This is a genomic window from Campylobacter vulpis (assembly GCF_014217995.1).
GTDB lineage: Bacteria > Campylobacterota > Campylobacteria > Campylobacterales > Campylobacteraceae > Campylobacter_D > Campylobacter_D vulpis.
Genome location: NZ_CP041617.1, coordinates 1038174 through 1059283, shown reverse-complemented (window position 1 = coordinate 1059283; position 21110 = coordinate 1038174). Strand labels below are relative to the sequence as shown.

General features: G+C 35.2%; 22 protein-coding genes. 18 read left to right on the top strand and 4 right to left on the bottom strand.

The genetic code is table 11. The features are described from left to right. Positions 1 to 684 carry a 3-methyladenine DNA glycosylase gene (locus tag CVULP_RS05490; protein WP_099507822.1) on the top strand — a complete coding sequence of 228 codons (684 nt, stop codon included), beginning with the start codon at positions 1 to 3 and terminating at the stop codon, positions 682 to 684. On the opposite strand, the gene CVULP_RS05485 is transcribed toward CVULP_RS05490, so the two are convergent. Next, positions 681 to 1091, bottom strand: coding sequence for a PepSY-like domain-containing protein (locus tag CVULP_RS05485; protein ID WP_099461735.1), 411 nt, complete (start codon positions 1089 to 1091; stop codon positions 681 to 683). The two genes, CVULP_RS05490 and CVULP_RS05485, sit on opposite strands and share 4 nt — an antisense overlap. Before the next feature lie 91 nt (positions 1092 to 1182). On the opposite strand from CVULP_RS05485, the gene CVULP_RS05480 reads away from it, so the two are divergent. The 3 genes from CVULP_RS05480 to CVULP_RS05470 all read left to right on the top strand — a co-directional run bounded on the left by CVULP_RS05480 (position 1183) and on the right by CVULP_RS05470 (position 2519). Continuing rightward, complete coding sequence (locus CVULP_RS05480; protein ID WP_099461737.1) at positions 1183 to 1719, top strand: rhomboid family intramembrane serine protease; 537 nt, start codon at positions 1183 to 1185, stop codon at positions 1717 to 1719. Then, positions 1716 to 2207: a SixA phosphatase family protein gene (locus CVULP_RS05475; RefSeq protein ID WP_099507823.1), complete on the top strand. Its 492-nt coding sequence runs from the start codon at positions 1716 to 1718 to the stop codon at positions 2205 to 2207. The genes CVULP_RS05480 and CVULP_RS05475 overlap by 4 nt, the downstream gene beginning before the upstream one ends. A 72-nt stretch (positions 2208 to 2279) precedes the next feature. Beyond that, complete coding sequence (locus CVULP_RS05470) at positions 2280 to 2519, top strand: ComEA family DNA-binding protein (RefSeq protein ID WP_099507826.1); 240 nt, start codon at positions 2280 to 2282, stop codon at positions 2517 to 2519. A 38-nt stretch (positions 2520 to 2557) separates the two neighbouring features. Here the strand turns inward: CVULP_RS05470 and CVULP_RS05465 are convergent, their stop codons facing one another. Genes CVULP_RS05465 through CVULP_RS05455 form a run of 3 tightly spaced genes read right to left on the bottom strand, consistent with a single transcriptional unit; the run spans position 2558 to position 7572 of the window. Then, positions 2558 to 5566, bottom strand: a complete 3009-nt coding sequence (locus tag CVULP_RS05465; protein ID WP_099507829.1) for an efflux RND transporter permease subunit — start codon at positions 5564 to 5566, stop codon at positions 2558 to 2560. Then, positions 5567 to 6310, bottom strand: coding sequence for an efflux RND transporter periplasmic adaptor subunit (locus tag CVULP_RS05460; RefSeq protein ID WP_099507831.1), 744 nt, complete (start codon positions 6308 to 6310; stop codon positions 5567 to 5569). Further along, entirely contained in the window at positions 6307 to 7572 is a 1266-nt protein-coding gene (locus CVULP_RS05455) for a TolC family protein (RefSeq protein ID WP_099461748.1), read from the bottom strand. Before CVULP_RS05455 ends, CVULP_RS05460 begins: the two co-directional genes overlap by 4 nt. Before the next feature lie 52 nt (positions 7573 to 7624). Here CVULP_RS05455 and CVULP_RS05450 point away from each other — a divergent pair, with 52 nt between their 5' ends. From CVULP_RS05450 to CVULP_RS05385, 14 genes are all read left to right on the top strand, one after another. Further along, positions 7625 to 8317 (top strand): SIR2 family NAD-dependent protein deacylase, encoded by a 693-nt coding sequence (locus tag CVULP_RS05450; protein ID WP_099507833.1) that lies wholly within the window; start codon positions 7625 to 7627, stop codon positions 8315 to 8317. Further along, entirely contained in the window at positions 8310 to 8909 is a 600-nt protein-coding gene (locus CVULP_RS05445; RefSeq protein ID WP_180753085.1) for a LysE family transporter, read from the top strand. Before CVULP_RS05450 ends, CVULP_RS05445 begins: the two co-directional genes overlap by 8 nt. A gap of 3 nt (positions 8910 to 8912) precedes the next feature. Next, the gene (gene dapE, locus CVULP_RS05440) at positions 8913 to 10010 is read left to right on the top strand and encodes a succinyl-diaminopimelate desuccinylase (RefSeq protein ID WP_099507837.1); all 1098 of its coding nucleotides are present in this window, start codon (positions 8913 to 8915) and stop codon (positions 10008 to 10010) included. A gap of 9 nt (positions 10011 to 10019) precedes the next feature. After that, on the top strand, positions 10020 to 13121 hold the full coding sequence (locus CVULP_RS05435; RefSeq protein WP_213276732.1) for a type ISP restriction/modification enzyme: 3102 nt from the start codon (positions 10020 to 10022) through the stop codon (positions 13119 to 13121). A 62-nt stretch (positions 13122 to 13183) separates the two neighbouring features. Further along, positions 13184 to 13375 (top strand): sulfur carrier protein ThiS, encoded by a 192-nt coding sequence (gene thiS, locus CVULP_RS05430; RefSeq protein ID WP_099461334.1) that lies wholly within the window; start codon positions 13184 to 13186, stop codon positions 13373 to 13375. Further along, on the top strand, positions 13372 to 14172 hold the full coding sequence (thiF, locus tag CVULP_RS05425) for a thiamine biosynthesis protein ThiF (protein WP_099507495.1): 801 nt from the start codon (positions 13372 to 13374) through the stop codon (positions 14170 to 14172). Before thiS ends, thiF begins: the two co-directional genes overlap by 4 nt. Before the next feature lie 44 nt (positions 14173 to 14216). Next, the gene (locus tag CVULP_RS05420) at positions 14217 to 14606 is read left to right on the top strand and encodes a hypothetical protein (protein WP_099461332.1); all 390 of its coding nucleotides are present in this window, start codon (positions 14217 to 14219) and stop codon (positions 14604 to 14606) included. Between the two features lie 69 nt (positions 14607 to 14675). Further along, complete coding sequence (locus CVULP_RS05415) at positions 14676 to 14870, top strand: putative motility protein (protein WP_099461331.1); 195 nt, start codon at positions 14676 to 14678, stop codon at positions 14868 to 14870. Between the two features lie 90 nt (positions 14871 to 14960). After that, on the top strand, positions 14961 to 16109 hold the full coding sequence (gene nhaA, locus CVULP_RS05410; RefSeq protein ID WP_099461330.1) for a Na+/H+ antiporter NhaA: 1149 nt from the start codon (positions 14961 to 14963) through the stop codon (positions 16107 to 16109). Next, on the top strand, positions 16106 to 17269 hold the full coding sequence (nhaA, locus tag CVULP_RS05405) for a Na+/H+ antiporter NhaA (protein WP_099461329.1): 1164 nt from the start codon (positions 16106 to 16108) through the stop codon (positions 17267 to 17269). The genes nhaA (CVULP_RS05410) and nhaA (CVULP_RS05405) overlap by 4 nt, the downstream gene beginning before the upstream one ends. Next, positions 17269 to 17742, top strand: coding sequence for an NlpC/P60 family protein (locus CVULP_RS05400; protein WP_099461328.1), 474 nt, complete (start codon positions 17269 to 17271; stop codon positions 17740 to 17742). Before nhaA (CVULP_RS05405) ends, CVULP_RS05400 begins: the two co-directional genes overlap by 1 nt. A gap of 13 nt (positions 17743 to 17755) precedes the next feature. Next, the gene (murI, locus tag CVULP_RS05395; protein ID WP_099461327.1) at positions 17756 to 18502 is read left to right on the top strand and encodes a glutamate racemase; all 747 of its coding nucleotides are present in this window, start codon (positions 17756 to 17758) and stop codon (positions 18500 to 18502) included. Between the two features lie 15 nt (positions 18503 to 18517). Continuing rightward, the gene (gene map, locus CVULP_RS05390) at positions 18518 to 19276 is read left to right on the top strand and encodes a type I methionyl aminopeptidase (protein ID WP_099507496.1); all 759 of its coding nucleotides are present in this window, start codon (positions 18518 to 18520) and stop codon (positions 19274 to 19276) included. A 14-nt stretch (positions 19277 to 19290) separates the two neighbouring features. After that, complete coding sequence (locus tag CVULP_RS05385; protein ID WP_099507497.1) at positions 19291 to 21090, top strand: DASS family sodium-coupled anion symporter; 1800 nt, start codon at positions 19291 to 19293, stop codon at positions 21088 to 21090. The last annotated feature ends 20 nt before the right edge of the window (positions 21091 to 21110 follow it).

Genomic DNA, 21110 nt, shown 5'->3' with positions numbered 1-21110 from the left:
ATGAATTCGGCAGAAATTTTTAAAAAACTTTTAAGTTTTGATTTGAAATGGCAAGATTTTGACTGGCTAGAGGGGAGGGACTTGAGTGAATTTGAGCTTTTAATTTCTGTCATTTTGACACAAAATACAAATTGGAATAATGTTTTAAAAGCTTTAGAAAACTGCAAAAAAGCCCAAATTTCAACCTTAAATCAAGTGGCAAATTTGGATAACAAAGCCTTAGCAGAGCTTATAAAGCCAAGTGGTTTTTACAATACTAAGGCTAAGAGATTAAAGGGCTTAGTGGAGGCTATTTTACAGGAATTTGATGATATAAAAAGCTTTAAAGAAAATGTAAATAGAGAGTGGCTTTTAAATATCAAGGGGCTTGGGTATGAAAGTGCAGATGGGATATTAAATTATCTTTGTAAGAGAGAAATTTTAGTGGTGGATAATTATACTTACCGCTTGGCTTTACATTTGGGCTATGAGTTGGAAAATTATGAGGATTTAAGAGAATTTTTTCAAAAGGACATCGAGCAGGAGAGGCAAAATTTATGTCGGCTTTTAGGAAGAAAATGCGAACTTTACGAGCTGTATCAAATCTATCACGCTTTAATCATAGCCTTTGGTAAAGTAGCTTTTAGAGGCAAAAAGTTAAGTGAGAAAGGTGAGGACTGGATAAAGTCTTTAAAAATGTTTTAATCATCATATTCCCGTCTTAAAATCGTGCCGTTAAAGTCTATGATGATTTCAAAATTATTGTAAAATTTGATTTTATAATAAGTAATTTTGCGTTCAATTTCTTTAATTGCACTTTCTTTAAATTCATTTTTTAAAATGCTAGCAATGTGGGGTGGTAACACTTCGTAACTTATCGCTGTGCCTCTTGCTTCAATTTCTTTCCACTCGCCACTTACATCAAATTCAAGCTCCGTGCCGTCATTTAATGCTATCTCATAAGCATTATCATCTCTTTGTGCTAAGCTAATTTGGGCTTGGAAATTTTTTTGTAAAAATTCTTTTATGGCGTTTGGTAAATTTTGGGGAGAAAGTATAATGTCAGCTTTTAAATTCAAAAAAAGTGTTAAAATAAGAATTATAATTTTCATTTATTTTCCTTAAAATTTGAGAAAATTATAGTGCCTTTGAGTGAATTTTATGTGAAATTTGAGAAAATAATAATGTTAAGGAGTAAATGGGGTGGTAACTTGGACTTTGATTATTATAAATATCCTCGTTTTTGTTTTGCAAACTTGGCTTTTTGATACGAATTTTTTTGATTTATATTTCTCTCTTAATCTTTTATTTTTTGAGGAAAATTTTTTCTGGCAGCTTTTAAGCTCTATGTTTTTGCATGGGAATTTCACTCATCTAGCACTTAATATGATAGTGCTTTTTGGCTTTGGTAGGATTTTAGAAAGCCATATGGGAAGCGTGAGCTTTGCCTTGCTTTATTTTGTTGGGGGGCTTATAACCTCGCTTTTGAGTGCTTTTTATTTGCTTTTTGCTTTTGAGTTTTTGGGGCAAAAAATTTTTTTAGTGGGTGCGAGTGGGGCAATTTGTGTTTTAATGGGCTTTTATGCCTTTTTGGATAAAAATAGCACAAAAGGGCTTGTTGTGGCTATTTTATTGATGAGTTTTTTGCCTTTGTTTATGGGGATTAATGTGGCTTGGTATGGGCATATTTTCGGTTTTATGAGTGGTTATATTTTGGCATTTTTAAGGAGAAAAAGATGAAAAAAATTTATATTTTAAGACACGCAAAAGCGCAAAAAGAAATTAAAACAGATGATTTTAGCAGAAAGCTTTCAAAAAGAGGTAAAAATGAATTAAAAGCCCTTTTTGAAAGCTTACAAAAATACGAGATTAAATGGGATAAAATTTACGCTTCCTCTGCGATTAGGACGAAAAAAACAGCACAAATAATGGCTAAGTATTATGGCTACGACAAAAAAGACATTTGCTTAATTGATGCGTTTTATGAGGCAGATGAAATGGGACTTTTTGCTTTTTTAAAGCATTTAGATGAGGATATAGAAAGTGTTCTTTTAATAGGACATAACCCCGCTCTTTTAAAGCTTTGTGAGCTTTTAAGCTCTCTTTGCTTACATTCTTTCCCTACCTCCTCTATGCTTTGCCTTGAATGTGAGAATTTTAAGAATTTAAAAGAGCATAGTGCAAAGCTTGTATTTTTCGAGCATATCAAGCCACTTAAAGAGAATTAGGCTTAAGGAATAATTAACTCTTAATTAAAATTTTTTAAGTAAGATTAAGAAATTTTATTAAAAGGAGAAAAGATGAAAAAAATATTTTTCTTAATGTTTGCTTTAGCGAGTTTTTTGTTTGCGGCTGTGAATTTAAATACTGCTACGCTTGAAGAATTAAAAGGCTTAAAAGGCATAGGAGAGACCAAGGCGAGGGCGATTTTAGATTATAGAAAAGAGCAAAATTTCACAAGCATAGAAGAGCTTAAAAAGGTTAAGGGTATAGGGGATAAAACTTTCGAGGACTTAAAAGATTCTGTTGTTGTGGAGTAAGTTTTAGATGATTTTGGCTTTTGAGCTAAAATCACCCCTTATAATTTCTTTCTTTCATAAATTTTTCTTAATTTCACATCAAGTTTATAGCAAAACTCAAACAAGGCTGGCACAACAAGCAGGGTTAAAAGCGTGGAGCTAACAAGCCCGAAAATAATGGTTATTGCCATAGGTGCGTTTGCTTCGTAACCACTGCCCCTTGAAAGTGCGAGTGGTAACATCGCAAAAATCATTGCAAAACTTGTCATTAAAATGGCACGAAGTCTCATTTTGCCAGCATTTATCAAGGCTTCATCGACACTTAAACCTTGATGAGTTTGTTTATTTGCCACATCGACAAGTAAAATGGCATTTTTCCCCACCATACCAAAAAGCAAAATAATAGCAATGAGCACAAATAAAGAAAAATTATGCCCTGTGATAAACAGCCCCACACAAGCCCCACCAAAGGCTAGAGGCATAGTTATCATAATGATAAGCGGTAAAATAAGACTTTCATAAAGTGCGGCTAAAACAAGATAAATTAGTATCATTCCCAAAAAAATCGCAAAAGCAAAGCCCTCAATGGTCTCACCTAGTAGATTAATAAAACCCGAAAAAGCGTAATTTAAACTCCTATCCTGCCCTAAAATTTCGTCCATATGCTCCAAAAGTAGGTTCTTAACCGCACCTAAAGAAATATCATTAGTTCCGGCAGTGATTTTAACACTGCGATTTTTATTATAATGATAAATGTTTTTTAAATCTTCATTATAAACGAAATCTACCACGCTCAAAAGCTCCAAATTTACGCCTTGATTATTTTTAATGCTGATTTTTTCTAGAGCTTTAATATCTTTTTTAAAAGCCTCATTAAAGCTTAAAACAATATCATCTTTGAAATTTCCCCTATCCATACTTCCTACTACAAGTTCCCCAAAAGAATAGCCCAAAACCCCCGCTATATATTTAGGATCGACATCTAAAAGCTTGGCTTTTTCTTTGTTGATTCTAAGGCTCACTTCGGCTTTTTTAAGGTTGGCATTGTCGTTAATATCCACAATTCTTTTTTCTTTTTGTAGCACTTCTTTTGCTCTTAAGGTCGCCATTTCAAGGCTTTTTAAATCTTCTCCTAAAATTAAAAACTGCACAGGATCATCAATCCCAGCACCGTCGATTTTCGGCAATTCTAAAATTTTGATATTCAAACTTTCATCTTTAAATTTATTGCGGTAAAGACTGACAATTTCGTTTTGTCTAAGCTCTCTTTCTCCAAGCGGCTTTAATTTGACATAAATTTTAGCCTTAGTGGCGTCCTTTGCGTCCTCATAGCCCACAAGCAAAAAGGCGTAAGCGACATTTTCATCATTTTGAATTTCGCTTAGAAGTTGAAGGCTTTTTTCTTTCATCGCTTCTAGGCTCAAATCCTCTTTACTTTGAGCTAAAATTTGAATTTCGCTATCATCTTCCATAGGTAAAAAGTCAAGTCCTATTTTCAAGGCTAAAGCAAAGCTAAACACAATAAATGCAAGGCTTATGAGTATGAATTTGCCTTTATTTTTTAAAATTTTGTAAAGTAAATTTTCATAAAAAAGTTCCATTTTTGTGAAAAACGCTTCACTTTTTTGGTAAAAAGCACTTTGCTTAGGATTTAAAAATCTAGCACTTAAAGACGGAATAAGCAAAATAGAAACAAAAAAACTCACCACAATCCCAGAAGCTACGCTAATGCCAAGTGTATTAAAAAACAAGCCCGGAATCGTATCCATATAAGAAATAGGCACAAAAACGCACAGCAAAACAACGCTAATGCTAAGCACTGAAAAGCCTATTTCACTAATGCCAAGATAAGCCGCCTCTAAGGCGGGATATTCTTTTAATTTTTTAGCGATATTTTCTATCACAACTATGGCATCATCGATGAAAATTCCTATACTTAAAGTAAGAGCGATAAAGGTAAGGCGGTTTAAATCATAGCCTAACAAATCAATGATAAAAAAGGTTGAAATAATCGAACTTGGGATAGCTATACAAGCGATTAAAGTCGCACTTAAATTGCGTAAAAATAAAAAAACGATGATTATGGTCAAAAATACGCCCAAAATCATATCAAAAACTACACTGGAAAGATGTTTGTGGATATTTAAGCTCTTATCATAAACAATGCTAAATTTGATATTTTCAAAATTATTTTGCAAGATAGGCAGGGCTTTTTTAACATTAGCAATCATTTCTAAGGTATTAAAATTTGCTATCTTTCCTAGCTCTAAAAGCACTCCATTACCCTCATAAAAAGCCACTTGTTTAGCATCTTCGTAAAGATAAGAAAGCGTCGCTATGTCCTTTAAGAAAACGCCTGGCATTATTCTTAGCTCCTTAAGCTCTTCTAAAGAATTTGCTTCAAAATAGCCTTTTAAAATGTAATTTTGCTTGTCGTTTTCAAGCTGTCCTAGTGCTTGTTTAAAATTTTGATTTTGTATGAGAGTGGCTACTTCTAAGGCATTTAAGCGATATTTTCTTAGCTCGTTTGGGTTTAGCTCTATGCGAATTTGAGGCTCTTTGTAGCCTACTTGGTTGATTTTGCCGACCCCATCTATTCTTTGTAAAAAGGGTTTGATTTTATCCTTAATGCTCTGCATTAAATAAAGCTCATCTTTACTTTTTAAAAAAAGCGAAATAGAAGTGCCAGAGTCAGAAGATACCTTTTCTATCTCAGGCTTTACGCTAAGGGCGAGTGTGCCGATTTTATCCCTTACATCATTTGCGGCGACTTCTAAATCCTTGCTTAGTTTAAACTCGACCATAGTAACGCTAAAATTATCATAAGCTACCGAGTTAATCGTCTTTACCCCATCTATCTCACTGATGGCGTTTTCGATTTCTTTTGTGATTTTAGACTCTACGAAATTTAAATCTCCGCTTATTTTTGTGGTGATTTTCACAAGGGGGATATTAACATTTGGGAATAAATTGACATTCATATTAAAAGCAGAAAGTAAGCCAAAAATCACTAAGGCTAAAAAGAGCATTAAAACGCTTATGGGTCGGTTAATGGCTAATTTATACATTTAATCCTCTATGATGATTTGACCCTCTCCAAAGAGTCCGGGCTTTAAATCCTTGGCATAAACTTCGGCATAAATTTTTCTTGTTTTAGGTTCTATGCTGGGGTAGATAAGGGCTATTTTACCTTCTCTTTGCTTTTGTTCCCCGTCAATTTTATAGAGGAATTTTTGTCCAAGCTTGACCTTATCCTTAAATTTTTCATCAAAGCTTAAAATAAGCTTTACATCAGGATAAGAAAAAATTTCAACCAAAACACGCCCCACGCCTCCCACGCCCTCGCCAACTTGTATAAATTTATTTGCAATCACCCCATCATAAGGGGCGACCAACCTTTTTTTCTCGAGGACATTTTCATAATAAGCAATGTTTAACTTCGCCTTTTCAAGCCTTAATTTTGAAGCATTAAAAGCACTTTGTATATCCTCAAAGCTCTGTTTGTCAATCACCTCACGCACGGCTTTAAATTTTTGCATTTTGCTTTGTGCATTTTGAAATTCCACTAGGGCTAGAGCGCGGTCGTTTTTAGCATTTTGGAGGGCTATTTTTTCACTTTTGCTATCAAGATTTAGGATTAAATCGCCCTTTTTAACATTTTGCGAAACCTCAACAAAAATTTGCTCCACCACACCTATACTTTCAAGGACTAATTGACTTTGCATTTTAGCCTCGACATTAAAACTTGCATAAAGCTCCTCCGCCCTCACAAAAGAAAGGCTAAGTAAAAAAAGAAGCCAAATTTGTTTCATTGTATTTCCTTACTTAAATCAAGTCCGGCGGTAAAATAATAGTTTGCCTTAGTGATTTCAAACTCATTTTTAGCAAGTTCTAAATCACTCATCGCCTTAAATTTAAGCTCTAAGGCTTGTAAATATTCTACATAAGAGCAAAGCCCGGCACTATATTTTTGACTTACGCTCTCATATGCTAAATTTGCAGCGTTTAGGCTGTATTTTAGAGCCTTAATTTTCTCTTTGATGAAAGTTAAATTTTTTTCTAAATAGCTTAACTCTTCTTCATTTTGTCTTTTAAGTAACTCATAATTTGCTCTTTGAATTTGCAAAGCTAAACGCTTATTTTCAAGTTCTTTATTTCTCGCACCAAAGTCAAAAATTTTCCATTCTAAGCCAAGTATGACTTGATTGACACTTCCACTTTCGCTAAACATCGCTGAAGCTAAGTTTTGATAAGGGGCGGGGATTTTGGGATTGTGATGATTATCATAAAAACTCAAATGATTTTGCACGAAAAATTTAGGAAAAAACTCCGCCCTAGCAGCCTTTACTCCCTCATTAGCCAAATAAATTTGTTCTTTTGCCTTTAAAACTTTAACATTTTGACTTTGCGTTTTTTGTGGGTCTTTTAGTTTTGCTTTGCCTTGCGGAGTGAAAGTTTTTGTGGTAAGGATAAGAAGTTCTTTTTTGACATTTTCTAGTTTTAAATTTTTTTGAGAAAGTTCTAAAGAAGCCAAGTGAAACTTCGCCCTAATGCTTTCTAATTCATCTTTAGCACTAAGTCCAGCACTATAAAAGTTCTCAAGTCTTTTTAAATTCTGCTCTAAAAAAGCTTTTTTTTGCTCACTAGCTTTGATTAATTCCTCAAGGCTAAGATAGTTAAAATAAAGCGTAGCCGCATTTAAAGCGAGGAGATTTTTTTGCTCTTTTGCGTCAAGAGCGGCTAGAATTTCTTGTAATTTTAAGCTTTTAATATGTGCCTCTCTTTTGCCTCCGTCATAAAGTAAGAAATTTAAGCTAAGTCTTGAAAAAAGGCTTTCATTTGGTTCTGTAAGTGCGCGGTCTTTGTTATTTGCTATGTAGCCAGAACTAAGGCTTAAATTTGGCAAATACGCCCTAAAAGCCGCATCTTTTTGTGCCGCATTTTGCATAGTTTGCAATTCTTTAATGAGGTAGCTTTCATTACGCAGACTAAGTTCTATAAGCTCATTTAAATTTGAGGCTTTTAAAAAAAGCGGTGTTAGGATTAAGATGAGGCATTTATTAATTTTTTTCATAATTTATTATAATACGCTTTAAATAAATTTTTCTTTTAATGGAATTTTTGCGATGAAAAATGTAATGATTTTAAGCGGTGCAGGACTTAGCGCACCAAGTGGCTTAAAGACTTTTAGGGATAATGACGGACTTTGGGAAGAGTATGATGTGATGGAGGTTTGCTCTGCTTCAGGTTTTAGAAAAAATCCTAAAAAAGTTTTAGATTTTTATGATTTAAGACGCGCACAGCTTGCTAAAGTAAAGCCCAATCACGCACATTTTACCCTAGCAAAACTCAAGGCTAAATTCCCTCAAAATGTTTTTATGCTAACGCAAAATGTCGATGACTTGTTTGAGCGCGCAAATTGCGAGGGTGTCATACACTTGCACGGCTTTTTGCCAGAGCTTCGTTGTTTAAAGTGTGGAAAAATTTTTAACATAGGTTATGAAAGCATACAAAATAAAACTTGCCCCTCTTGTCAAAGTGCAAATTTAAGGCATAATATCGTGATGTTTGAAGAACAAGCTCCCGAGTATCAAAGGCTTTACGAGCTTTTAGAGCAAACGCACTTATTTATAGCCATAGGCACGAGTGGAGCGGTTTTACCTGTGGGGCATTACGCAAAGATGTGCGAAAAAAGTATTTTAAATTTACTTGAGAGTGATGAAAATTTAGATGCTTGTTTTACTAAGCTTTATAAAGAGGATATTTTAAGTGCTGTGGATAAGATAATTTTAGATGTGGAGGAGTTTTTAAGTGTTTAGGAGTTTAATGGACGGCGTTTTGCTAGGCATTGGCGTAACTGTGCCTTTTGGACCTGTGAATTTACTCATACTTTCTTATGCCTTAAGCTCCTTTAAAAAAGCCTTTTTTCTAGGGCTTGGGGCTTTAGTGGCAGATGTTTTTTATCTTTTAATGCTTAGTTTTGGAATTTTGCATTTTTTAAATCAAACTTGGTTTTTAAAGATTTTAGCGATTTTTGGCTTTTGTTTTTTTACCTACATTGCTTTTTTGACACTTAGAAAAAAGCCAGAAAATTTAGAAATTCAAAAAGCTAAAATGGATAAATCCTATACAAAAAGCTTTTTAAAAGGCTTGTTTTTAAATCTTTTAAATCCCTATGTCATAGGATTTTGGCTTTCTTTTGCTTCTCTTAGTGTGAGTAATCAACACCCCATAGCCTTAACGCTAGGGCTTGTGAGTTTCATTTTTATTTGGATTTTGGCTTTGCCATTTTTTGTAGGGAAATTTAGCCATTTATTTAAGGCGAAAGTGATATACTATATCAATGTATTTTCAGCTTTAATTATAGAATATTTTGCTCTAAATTTACTTTATAAAACTTTTTGGGGATAGAAAATGAATGCTAAGGAATTTTTAATCGAACTTTTGAAATTTAAATCCATCACTCCAAATGATGACGGAGCGCTTAATTTCATAGCCTTAGAGCTTGAGGATTTCGAAACTTTTTTCATCGAAAAGGAGGGGGTTAAAAACCTACTTTTAACGAAGAAATTTAACGATAATGGCGAGCATTTAGCCTTTGGAGGGCATATTGATGTTGTGCCTGCGGGGGAGGGCTGGGAAAGTGAGCCTTTTGTGCCTGTGGAAAAAGAGGGTTTTATTTACGCAAGAGGGACGCAAGATATGAAAAGCGGAGTTGCTGCCTTTGTAAGTGCGGTTAAAAATGCTGATTTTAAAGGCTCACGCCTTTCTTTGCTTCTTACAAGCGATGAAGAGGGCGAGGCAAAATACGGCACTTTGGAGCTTTTAAAATTTATGGAGGAGAAAAATATGCTCCCCAATTACGCCGTAGTTGCAGAGCCTACTTGTGCGAGGACTTTTGGCGATAGCATTAAAATAGGCAGACGCGGTTCTATTAATGGTAAGCTGATTATAAGAGGCAAGCAAGGGCACGCCGCTTATCCTGAAAAAGCGATTAATCCTATCCACGACTTTGCACCTGTGCTGAAATTTTTAGCAGGATTTGACCTAGACCCCGGAAGTGCGGAATTTGCACCCTCTAAAATCGTCCTAACCGACATAAGGGCAGGGCTTGGCGTGAGTAATGTAACCCCCTCTCATCTAAACTTAATGTTTAATGTTAGAAATTCAAGCGATACAAGCGTTGAAGATGTGCGAAATTATATAGAAAAGCTTTGCCACGGACTTAACTACGAGCTTTTTCTTACACAAAGCTCTAAGCCTTTTTTAACGGACGCAAATAGCAAAATTGTCCAAAAGCTTAATCAAAGCGTGCAAAAAATAAGCGGCGTTGTGCCTGAACTAAACACTAAAGGCGGCACGAGCGATGCGAGATTTTTTGCGGAATTTGGCGTAAAAGTAGCAGAATTTGGCGTGAGAAATGACACGATTCACGCGGTTAATGAAAGGGTGAGTGTGGAGGATTTTGAAAAGCTTTGTTTAGTCTTTAAAGATTTGGTGGAGAATTTTTAAGGGATTGATATGGAAGAGTTTAAAAAATATATCAATAAAATTCAAAAAATTTTTCAAGCTAAAAATTATAATGAGCATTCCTTTCGCACTCCGTTTGAAAATTTGCTAAATGCTCTAAAACCCAAAGAAATTAAAATCATTCACGAGCCAAAAAGTGAAAAGGGACAAGGCTCTATAAGACCTGATTTTAAGGTTTATAAACTTGTAGATAAAGAAAAGGAGCTAAGCTACAACCACCTCATAGGCTTTATAGAATGCAAAAATTTAGATGTGGATTTAGACAAAGAATTTAAAAGCGAACAGCTTTTGCGTTATTCTCAAATTTCGCCCAATATTATCTTTACAAACTATAAGCGTTTTATGCTTTTATCTTTTGAAAAAATCATCATTGATATAAATTTGTTAGATGATGATTTAAATTTAATAGAAAAAAATATCAATATATTTAAAAATCTCATTCAAGTTTTTTTTGATGATAATAGCACCACTATAAAAACTAAACAAGAATTAGTAAAAGTTCTAAGCTCTCAAAGTTTTTATCTAAGCAATGCTTTAAAAAGTTCTTCCAGTCAAGAAAGCGACTCAAATTCCTCTTTTAATAGCTTTTTTCAAAGGACAAAAGATACTTTCAAGAGTATAGAAAAGATAGAATTAAAAGATGAAGAATTTTGCGACATCTTAGCTCAAGCCGTAGTGTATGGAATTTTTGTTTCTTATATAGAAAATGATGATTATGATTTGGAAAAAATTCCTATAGAAAATTTTATTTCATTTTTACCAAGCACCTTTAGGACCTTGAGCGAATTTGTATATTTTTCCGTGCCGTCCTTTTCACTCCCACAAGACATTAAATACACCTTAGAAAACATCAAAAAAACCCTAGCTTTGATAGATAAAGTAGAGCTTTGTAACATTTTAAATCAAGATTTAGAAAGCATAAGTATATATTTGTATGAAGATTTTTTAAAAGCTTTTGACGAGTTAAGAGCCACGCAAAAGCGTAAAGAAGGGGGCGTTTTCTACACGCCAAAAAGTGTTGTGAAAATGATAGTTTCAAGCCTAGACGAGCTTTTAAAAAGCAAATTTAACAAAACGGGCTTTAATGATAAAAGTGTTAAAGTGCTTGACTTTGCCACTGGCACAGGGAGCTTTTTGGCTGCTGTTTTTGAAAAGATTATTTCTAAAGAAAGCGAGGTTTTTAAAAACGAAACGATTAAAAATAAATTTTTAAAGGACATTTACGGCTTTGAGCTTTCTTTCGTGCCTTATATCGTAGCGAGGCTAAAATTAGGGCAGATTTTACGCAAGAGTGGTTTTAAGGATTTTAGTGAGGCGGATTTTCAAATTTATCTTAATAATACCCTCGATTTAGAAAAAAATGCCAACTTTGATATGTTTATGCCCCTTGTCAATCTAGACCAAGAGTGGCAAAAAGCTAGAGATGTCAAGCACGATAAAAATCTCCTTGTGATTTTAGGAAACCCCCCTTACAGTGCTAAAAGTAAAAACAAAGGCAAGGAAATTTTAGAGCTTTTAAAGACTTATAAGGAGAACTTAAATGAGACAAATATCCAGCCTTTAGATGATGATTATATTAAATTTATGCGTTTTGCGCAGTGGAAATTACTAGAGCAGGGGCAAAAGAACATTTTTGAAGCAAATTTAGGCTTAATGGGTTTTATTACAAATAATTCCTTCTTAGACGGACGCATACACCGCAAGATGAGAGAGAGCTTATATAAAAGCTTTGATGAAATTTATATCTTAAATTTACACGGCAGCGATAAGGACGCTAAAAATGATGAAAATGTCTTTGACATCAAAATAGGCGTTTGCATAAGCTTGTTCATCAAGTATAAAAATGAGCCAAGCAAGGGTGCTACCATTTTCTACGCCTCCACAGCACAAAAAGGCATTTTCAAAAGAGCGGAAAAATATGCCCTTTTAGATGATATTTCACAAAGGGGCTTAAATTCCATTAAGTGGGAAGAATTAAGCCTTAATGAGCCTTATTTTTGGTTTGTGCCAAAAAGCTTTGATAATGCAGAATATGAGGACTTTTGGGCTTTAGTGGGGGATAAAGCACTCACGGGGGGGGGGGGGGGTAAGGCCGTGTTTATGAATTTTAGTAGTGGGATAGCAACTGAAAGAGATAATATAGCCATACAGCTTAATGAAAGGGCTATGAGGCAGGTTTTAGAAGATTTAAAAATACTAAAAAAAGATGAAATTTTACAAAAATATAGGCTTAAAAATTTAGATGAAACTATCATTTCTAAAACTTTAGCAGAATATGAAGCTAAAGATAACCCCGCCCATATCACCAAGATAGCCTACCGACCCTTTGATACACAATACACGCTTTATTCTAGTAGGCAAGGATTTTTAGGACGCCCACGATTTGAGACTATGCAGCATCTTTTAAGCGGAGAGAATTTGGGATTAATGTTTCAAAATGGCATACATCAAGATATTTTCATTGTTGGTTATATTGGTGAAGGAAATTTTTTAAGTGCTAGAACTTACATAACCCCCCTTTATCTCTACGACATTGAGGGAAAAACTCCTAATTTCACGCCAGAATTTAAAGCTTGCAAAGCAAAACATAAAATTTTAAAAGATAAAAACGAGGAGCAAATTCTAGCCTTTATCTATGCGAATTTATATAATCCAAAATATAGAAGCAAGTATTTAGAATACCTTAAAATCGGCTTTCCAAAAGTGAATTTTGAAGTCAGTCAAAAAGAATTTGAGCGTTTTGAAAAGCTAGGAGGTGAGCTTATAAAATTACACTTAATGCAAGAAATCCCCCAAGATGAAATCAACTTTATCTTTTTAAAAGAAAGCAAAAAGCCTAATTTTAAAATAGCAAAATACCAAGAAAAAGAACGTTTTGTAGAAAATAAAATCATACTGAACGAAGACTTAGCTATAAGTTCTATTGGTGCTGAAATTTGGAATTACACCATAGGAGGCTATCAGGTTTTAAAGCAGTGGCTAAAATATAGAAAAGATTATGCTTGCTCTAAGAAAGAATTAGAACACTTTCTTAAAATTTGCAAAATTCTTAAAAAAACCATAGAAATTCAAGGAAAGCTTAGTGAAATTTAAAAGCTGTTATTTAAGTGATGATGTAGGGGGGGGGGCTTTTGAATGCTTGTTGGAGGTGAAAAATGATAATTAATGGTGAAAAGCTTGATTTAAAAGAGTTGAAATTGATGGATTATATGAGGCAGAAAGGCTTAAGAGTGGATTTAATCGCCCTAGAGCTTAATGGTAAAATCGTGCCTAAAAGTGAATTTGAAACACTGATTTTAAGGCAAGATGATAGAGCTGAAATTGTAAGTTTTGTAGGAGGTGGATGATGAAGATTAAATTTAATGGTGCGTGGGTGGAGTGTGCTTTTAAAACAAGCGTTGATTTTTTCAAAAGTGTAAGTCAAAATGAAAGTGATGTGTGGATTGTCAATGGTTTTGCGACTAAAGAGGAGCTTGAGTTAAACGAAAATGATGAGCTTTTTTGCATAGCAAAAAATACCCTGCCTCCTCGTGATGCGCTAGATGCGATGATGAGGGCGCGTCATACTCCAAAACTCCACGATAAACTCAAACAAGCTAAAGTCGCTGTGTGTGGGCTTGGAGGGCTTGGCTCACATATAGCCATAATGTTAGCAAGAAGTGGCATAGGAGGGCTAAAACTCATCGATTTTGATGTCGTAGAGCCTAGCAATCTTAATCGTCAGGCTTATAATGTGAGTGATTTAGGGAAATTTAAAACAGAGGCTTTAAAAGAGCAAATTTCGCATATCAACCCTTACACAGCGGTTGAAATTCACACGCTTAAAATCGATGAAAACAATATAAAAGAGCTTTTTAAAGACACAAATATCGTTTGCGAGGCATTTGATAGGGCGGAGGCTAAGGCGATGTTGGCACAAAATTTTCATAAGTATTTTGAAAATCAAATTTTAATCTGTGCTTCGGGGCTTGCAGGCTACGGGCAGAGTAATGCCATACAAACAAGAAAGATTGCTAAGAATTTTTATGTTTGCGGGGATTTGGTAAATGGTGCAAAGGTGGGTAATGGACTTATGGCACCGCGTGTAAATATTTGTGCGGCACATCAGGCAAATTTAGTTTTAGAGCTTTTGGCGGAAAGTTAAGGATTTAGCGTTTTAGTCGATTTAGGCTTAAAAGGAGGCAGGATATGCAAGTTGATTTGAAAAATTATACGCCTTATTTGAATTTAAAAGAGGAGTTAAGTCGTAAAACGCCACAAAACAAGACGCAAAAAGCAAATGAAGAAAATTTGCAAGAGCTAAAAAGTGCTAAAGATAATGATAAAAAATCTCTTTCAAAAGGGGAAAAAGCACAATCTTCAAGTCAAAGAGGTGGTAGTGAAGAGCTTGTTGATTTGTATGAAAAATTACAAGAATTATTAAGCGAGATAGCAAAACTTAGTGCAAAAATGCAAAATGCAAAAGACGAGCAGACTAAAGACTTGCTTTTAAAGCAGATTATGACTCTAAATGCACAGGCTATGGAAGTGAGTAATCTTATACGAGAACTTGAGGCAGAAAATCAAACAAGCATTTAAATTTAGTGTTTAGTTTTTTTATTTTTAGTCGATATGGTAAATGTCTAGACTAAGCTAAAGGAGGCGACTATGATTTCAGATATGAGTAATGCTTCTTTAAGGACAGCGATTAACACTTCTTTGTTGAAAAAAACTATGGATACAAATGAAGCTTTGATGGCTAGACTTATCGATGGGTTGAGTAGCGGTTCTATGCAGACTTCACAGGCGGTAGCTACGGATTCTGCACCGATTAAAACAAGCACTCTAGACATTTACGCTTAATTTAAGGCACGACTTCGTGCCTTTTCCTTCAAACAATCTTTTCTTAATCAAATTTTAGCTATAATTTCGCATTTATTTGAGGAGTTGGCATTGCAAAGGATTAAAAAAGTAGTTTTAAGTGAGACTTTTCCCGGAATTTTATTAATTTTCTTTACCTTTTTTGCACTTTTGTGTAAAAATTCGACTTTGAGCGTGATTTATACGGATTTTTTCCACGCGAATTTTACTGTGGGCTTTGATAATTTTCAAATTTCAAAATCCTTAGACCTTTGGATCAATGACGGCTTAATTGCCATTTTCTTTCTCTGCATAGGACTTGAGCTTAAATATGAGGTTTTAAGAGGGCAGCTTAAAAATGTTAGAGCGGTTTCTTTACCTATTTTTGGGGCACTTGGAGGTATGATAGTTCCTGCACTTATCTTTGCTTCTATTAATTTTCACGATGCTTTTGCGATGAAGGGTTGGGCTATCCCAACTGCGACAGATATTGCTTTTGCGGTAGGGATTTTAATGCTTTTAGGAAACAAAATTCCTGCTAGTCTTAAGCTTTTCTTGCTTTCTTTGGCGATTTTTGATGATTTGGGTGCGATTATTATCATTGCTTTATTTTATACCGACCAGCTTTCAACTTTAGCGATGTTAATTTGCTTGATGTGTATTTTTGCTTTATTTGTTCTTAATTATTTTCACATTACACATTTACCGCTTTATGTTTTAGTCGGCGTGATACTTTGGATAGCTATGCTTAAAAGTGGCGTGCATGCGACTTTGGCTGGAGTAATCATCGCTTTATTTATCCCTTTAGATACTAAGGGCAAACGACCATATTTACATAATGTATTAGAGAGTTTAAATCCTTGGGTGGTCTATTTTATCTTGCCTTTATTTGCTTTTGCAAATGCGGGCATTGATTTAAGAGATATGCACCTTACAGCCTTATTTTCTCCTGTGAGTCTTGGTATTATTTTAGGACTTTTTGTGGGTAAGCAAGTGGGCGTATTTTTATTTGCTTACTTAGCGGTTAAATTAAAACTTGCGAAACTTCCTGAAAATGTCCGCTACTCTCAATTTTATGGCATTTGCATACTTACAGGCATTGGTTTTACGATGAGTTTATTTATCGATTCTTTGGCGTATAAAAATAGTGATATTTTCGAGCATACTGATAAGCTTGCGATTTTAGTGGCTAGTTTTTTAAGTGCTATTGTGGGTTATATTTATTTAAAGATTGTTAAATGACTTTGTTTGAGCGACTTAAGAAATTTGTTTATAATGAGGCTTTTGGTGGCGTTTTACTCATTATTTGCACGATTTTTGCTTTGCTTGTGCAAAATAGCTTCTTAAGTGATCATTATAGAGAATTGCTTAATTTAAATATGGGCTTTGTCGCTGGAGAATTTAGACTTGAAAAGCCTTTTTTACTTTGGGTTAATGATGGCTTGATTTCCATTTTTTTCTTTGCCATAGGTTTAGAGCTTAAAAAAGAATTTATGCAAGGAGCTTTTAAAGAGGCAAGAAGCATTATTTTGCCATTTGCAGCGGCAGTGGGTGGGATTATTGTGCCTGCTAGTATTTTCGCCTTAGTCAATGTCGGTGATGCTTATACGCTTAAGGGCTGGGCTATCCCAACAGCTACGGATACGGCTTTTGCTTTAGCTGTTTTGATGATGTGTGGGAAACATATCCCAAGTTCGCTTAAAATTTTCTTACTTTCTTTGGCGATTTTTGACGATGTGGGAGCGATTTTAATTATTGCTATTTTTTACACCTCTAAGCTTTCTATTGTTGCTTTTATTGTGGCAAGTTGTGTGATTTTGGTTTTATTGACCTTAAATTTGTTGGGTATTACACGCAAATCTTTTTATTTTATTTGTGCTTTGATTTTGTGGGTGAGTGTTTTAAAAAGCGGTGTACATGCAACTTTAGCTGGGTTGATTGTTGCATTTTTTATCCCACTTTTCACAAAAGAGGGTAAGCCTTTTTTAAAAGAAATTGATGAAAGTTTGAAATTTTGGCTTGTTTTCGTGATTTTGCCTTTATTTGCCTTTGCAAATGCGGGAGTGAATTTGGCTAATATCGACTTAAAATCCATACTTTCCGGTGCAAGTGTGGGAATTTTTCTAGGACTTTTTGTGGGTAAGCAAGTGGGCGTTTTTGCTTTTTCTTACCTTGCGATTAAAAGTGGTTTGGCGCGTTTGCCAGAGGGAGCAAATTTTAAGCAACTTTACGGCGTTTGCATACTCACAGGCATTGGCTTTACGATGAGTTTATTTATAGACGGCTTGGCTTATGAGGTGAGTGATATTTTCAATTACGCGGATAATCTTTCTATTTTAGTCGCTTCTTTTTGCTCGGGAATTTTGGGCTTTGTTTATTTGAAATTTTTTGCGAGGGCTTGATGAAAAAGTATGTTTTAGGAATTGTGCTGATTTTTTTATTGAGTGGTTGTAGTTTTTTACCGCAAAGTTTAAATTTTTACAAGCCAAGCTATTCACAAAATGCCACAGAAGAGAAACTTAGAATTACTAGTCAAAAATGGCAAAAAACGCCTTATGTTTTAGGTGGGACGAGTAGGAGGGGAGCGGACTGCTCGGGCTTTACTCAAACGATGATGAGGGAATTTGGCGTTTTGCTACCTCGCACGACTAAGACTCAAATGGCTTCAGGGATAAAGGTTTCAAAAGCCAAGCTTAAGGCGGGCGATTTAGTTTTTTTCAAAACTGGCAGGGGACCTAATGGCTTACATGTGGGAATTTATCTTAGCAGAAATGAATTTGTTCATCTTTCAACCAAAGGTGGAAGTAAGATTGTAAGTTTAAATAATACTTACTGGAAGTCGCGTTATATAGGTGCTAGGCGTTATATAAAATGATTAAAGAAAATAAATGAGAGTTGGAGTTTTTGATAGTGGGGTGGGAGGACTTAGCGTTTTAAAGTCCTTGTATGAGGCAAATTTGTTTGAGGAAATCATTTATTATGGCGATACGGCTAGAGTGCCTTATGGGGTTAAGGATAAAGAGACGATTGTTAAATTTTGCCTCGAGGCTTTAGAATTTTTTAAAACATTTAAAATCGATATGCTTATCATCGCTTGTAATACCGCTAGTGCTTATGCTTTGGAGGCTTTAAGGACTAGGGCTGATTTTCCCATTTATGGGGTTATAGAGGCTGGAGTGAGGGCAACTTGCAAGAATTTAAAAGATAAAGATAAAGAAATTTTAGTCATAGCTACAAAGGCAACCATTAATTCAAAGCAGTATCAAATAGGCTTAAAAAAAGAAGGCTTTACGCGTGTAAAAGCCCTTGCGACAGGACTTTTTGTGCCTATGGTTGAAGAAGGGATTTTTGAGGGAGAATTTTTAAAAAGTGCTTTTTTGCATTATTTTAAAGATGTAAAAAGTCCTGACGCACTCATTTTAGCCTGCACTCATTTTCCTCTACTTAGCAAGGCTTTGAGTGAATTTTTTGGCTCTAAAACAAGACTCATACATTCAGGCGAAGCCATAGTGGAATTTTTAAAAGAAAATTCTCGTTTGAAACTTTTGGATAAAAGGGCAAATTTGCGTTTTTACGCTTCAAGTGATGTTAAGACTTTAGAAAAAACTGCAAAACTTTGGCTTAATTTAAGTTAATTTAAGGAATACGCAATGATAGAATTAAGAAAAGCAACAGAAATTCAAAAATTAAGAGAGGCGAATAGGATTGTCGCTAAAACTTTGGATTTTTTAGAAAAAGAAATTAAAGCTGGAATGACTTTAAGACAGATTAGCGAAATGGCTGAAGAATATATTTTAAGCTCGGGTGCAAAGCCTTCTTTTAAGAACCTTTATGATTTTCCAAGTGCCATTTGCACTTCTTTAAATGCGGTTTGCATCCACGGCATAGCCGATGATAAGGTGCTAAAGGAGGGTGATATTTTAGGCGTTGATGTGGGGACATTGCTAGATGGTTATTATGGTGATGCGGCAAGGACTTTAGCCATAGGGAAAATTAGCAAAAAAGACGAAGAACTAATTGCTTGTGCGAAAGATGCTTTATATTTTGCAATTGATTCTATATATGAGGGTATGCGCTTTAAGGAGCTTTCGGCACTTTTGGGGGAATTTATTGCAAGTCGTGGTTTTGTCCCTCTACAAGGTTACTGCGGACACGGCATAGGGACAAAACCGCACTGTGAGCCTGAAATTCTAAATTATTTAGAAAAGGGTGCAAATGCTAAAAGCGGACCTAAAATCAAAAATGGTATGGTTTTTTGCATTGAGCCTATGATATGTCAAAAAGACGGCACACCAAAGCACTATAATGGCAGGTGGGACGCGGGAAGTGTAGATGGGCTAAATTCTGCACATTATGAACATTGCGTAGCGATTATTAAAGGCAAGGCTGAAATTCTTTCGCAAATCTAAAATAAGGAGAAACAATGAGTAAAAACAAAATTCTTAGCCTTTTGTTTTGTTTAGCTGTGCTGGGTGTTTTTTACCTTACGCCAGTTCCTGTGGGCTTGGAGGCAAATTCGTGGCATTTTTTAGGACTTTTTGCGGCTGTGATTTTGGCTGTGATTTTGCAAGTGATGCCTTTGGGAGCGGTTTGTTTAATAGCTATTGCTATCGTTGCTTTGAGCGGAATTACCACGCCACAAAGTCAAATTAGAGCTGCTCACATTAAAAGTTTGCAAGGCATAGTGATGAGTGATAATTCAAATTCGCAGAAAATAGCTATGGATAAAGCGACCCAGGAAGCTATTTTAAACGCTTTGCTTAATGCTAGTAAAATGCCTAAAGAAAAGCTTGATGAGCTTTTAAGCATTAAAGATAAGAATATACAAATTGATCTTTTAGCTAAATTTTATGCGAAGCAAACTTCACAAGTGCAAAAAGATAAGCTTATTGATGAGAGTAAAATTTTTGCCTTAAATACTCTTGCGTTGCAAAATATGTCTCAAAAGGACATTGATAAAAAAGTTGATAGGGCGATTTCTAGCTTAAAGTCTAAAACAGGCATTAAGGACGCATTAAGCGGCTTTTCAAATTCATTAATTTGGCTCATTGTTGTTTCGATTATCATTGCTAGGGGTGTGATAAAAACGGGACTTGGGGAAAGGCTTGCTTATTATTTTATCAGTATTTTTGGGAAAAGGACACTTGGGATTGCTTATTCTATCGTAGCAAGTGAAACGATTTTAGCACCCGTTACACCCTCAAATACTGCAAGAGCGGGAGCGATTATCAACCCTATCGTTCAAGCGATTAGCCGCTCGTTTAAATCAAGCCCTGAGGATAATACACAAGGTAAAATAGGCACTTATCTTTCTTTGGTAAATTATCAGGCAAACCCTATAAGCTCGGCGATGTTTATCACTGCCACAGCACCAAATCCTTTAGTAGTTGATTTGGTTGCACAAGCGACAAATATGGAGATTAGTCTTACTTGGACTCAGTGGGCTTTGGGTATGTTTTTACCCGGAATTTGTGCGATGTTTATAATGCCTTTGGTTGTTTATTTTTTATCTCCTCCAAAGATTAAGCAAACGCCAAATGCTTCTAAATTTGCTAAAGAAAGACTAGCAGAACTTGGAGCGATGAAAAGAGCTGAAAAGATTATGCTCGGGGTTTTCTTACTTTTACTTGCTCTTTGGGCTGGAGCTTTGGGGCTTTTCTTTGGAATTTCTCTTAATGCCACAACAGTGGCTTTGCTAGGACTTTCTTTGGTTTTGGTAAGCGGAGTGTTAAGTTTTGATGATGTTTTAAGGGAAAAAACTGCTTGGAATACTTTGGTATGGTTTTCTGCCCTTGTGATGATGGCGACTATGCTGGGAAAACTTGGCGTTACACAATTTTTAGCTGAAGCACTTGGAGGCTTGGCTTCTTCTATGGGGCTTGGAGAAATTTCTGTGATGATTTTCTTGTCTCTTGCATTTTTATATGCGCATTATTTTTTCGCCTCGACAACGGCACATATTTCTGCAATGTTTTTTGTGTTTTATAGTGCTGGTTTAGCTTTGGGTGCACCTCCTTTACTTTACGCTTTTATTATGATAACCGCAAGTAATGTTATGATGGCTCTTACGCACTATGCTACTGGAACTGCTCCTGTTATTTTTGGAACAAATTATGTTACTCTTAAGAGATGGTGGGGGGTAGGCTTTGTCATTTCTGTGGTTGATATGTTAGTAATGATAAGTGTTGGTTTAGTGTGGTGGAAATTTTTGGGCTTTTATTAAAATTTACCCGAAAGGGTAAA

Bases quoted from the DNA above. Each gene is read 5' to 3' on its own strand.
- CVULP_RS05490 (WP_099507822.1), top strand. From the start codon at position 1: ATGAATTCGGCAGAAATTTTTAAAAAACTTTTAAGTTTTGATTTGAAA.
- CVULP_RS05485 (WP_099461735.1), bottom strand. From the start codon at position 1,091: ATGAAAATTATAATTCTTATTTTAACACTTTTTTTGAATTTAAAAGCT.
- CVULP_RS05475 (WP_099507823.1), top strand. From the start codon at position 1,716: ATGAAAAAAATTTATATTTTAAGACACGCAAAAGCGCAAAAAGAAATT.
- CVULP_RS05470 (WP_099507826.1), top strand. From the start codon at position 2,280: ATGAAAAAAATATTTTTCTTAATGTTTGCTTTAGCGAGTTTTTTGTTT.
- CVULP_RS05465 (WP_099507829.1), bottom strand. From the start codon at position 5,566: ATGTATAAATTAGCCATTAACCGACCCATAAGCGTTTTAATGCTCTTT.
- CVULP_RS05460 (WP_099507831.1), bottom strand. From the start codon at position 6,310: ATGAAACAAATTTGGCTTCTTTTTTTACTTAGCCTTTCTTTTGTGAGG.
- CVULP_RS05455 (WP_099461748.1), bottom strand. From the start codon at position 7,572: ATGAAAAAAATTAATAAATGCCTCATCTTAATCCTAACACCGCTTTTT.
- CVULP_RS05450 (WP_099507833.1), top strand. From the start codon at position 7,625: ATGAAAAATGTAATGATTTTAAGCGGTGCAGGACTTAGCGCACCAAGT.
- dapE (WP_099507837.1), top strand. From the start codon at position 8,913: ATGAATGCTAAGGAATTTTTAATCGAACTTTTGAAATTTAAATCCATC.
- CVULP_RS05435 (WP_213276732.1), top strand. From the start codon at position 10,020: ATGGAAGAGTTTAAAAAATATATCAATAAAATTCAAAAAATTTTTCAA.
- thiS (WP_099461334.1), top strand. From the start codon at position 13,184: ATGATAATTAATGGTGAAAAGCTTGATTTAAAAGAGTTGAAATTGATG.
- thiF (WP_099507495.1), top strand. From the start codon at position 13,372: ATGATGAAGATTAAATTTAATGGTGCGTGGGTGGAGTGTGCTTTTAAA.
- CVULP_RS05420 (WP_099461332.1), top strand. From the start codon at position 14,217: ATGCAAGTTGATTTGAAAAATTATACGCCTTATTTGAATTTAAAAGAG.
- CVULP_RS05415 (WP_099461331.1), top strand. From the start codon at position 14,676: ATGATTTCAGATATGAGTAATGCTTCTTTAAGGACAGCGATTAACACT.
- nhaA (WP_099461329.1), top strand. From the start codon at position 16,106: ATGACTTTGTTTGAGCGACTTAAGAAATTTGTTTATAATGAGGCTTTT.
- CVULP_RS05400 (WP_099461328.1), top strand. From the start codon at position 17,269: ATGAAAAAGTATGTTTTAGGAATTGTGCTGATTTTTTTATTGAGTGGT.
- murI (WP_099461327.1), top strand. From the start codon at position 17,756: ATGAGAGTTGGAGTTTTTGATAGTGGGGTGGGAGGACTTAGCGTTTTA.
- map (WP_099507496.1), top strand. From the start codon at position 18,518: ATGATAGAATTAAGAAAAGCAACAGAAATTCAAAAATTAAGAGAGGCG.
- CVULP_RS05385 (WP_099507497.1), top strand. From the start codon at position 19,291: ATGAGTAAAAACAAAATTCTTAGCCTTTTGTTTTGTTTAGCTGTGCTG.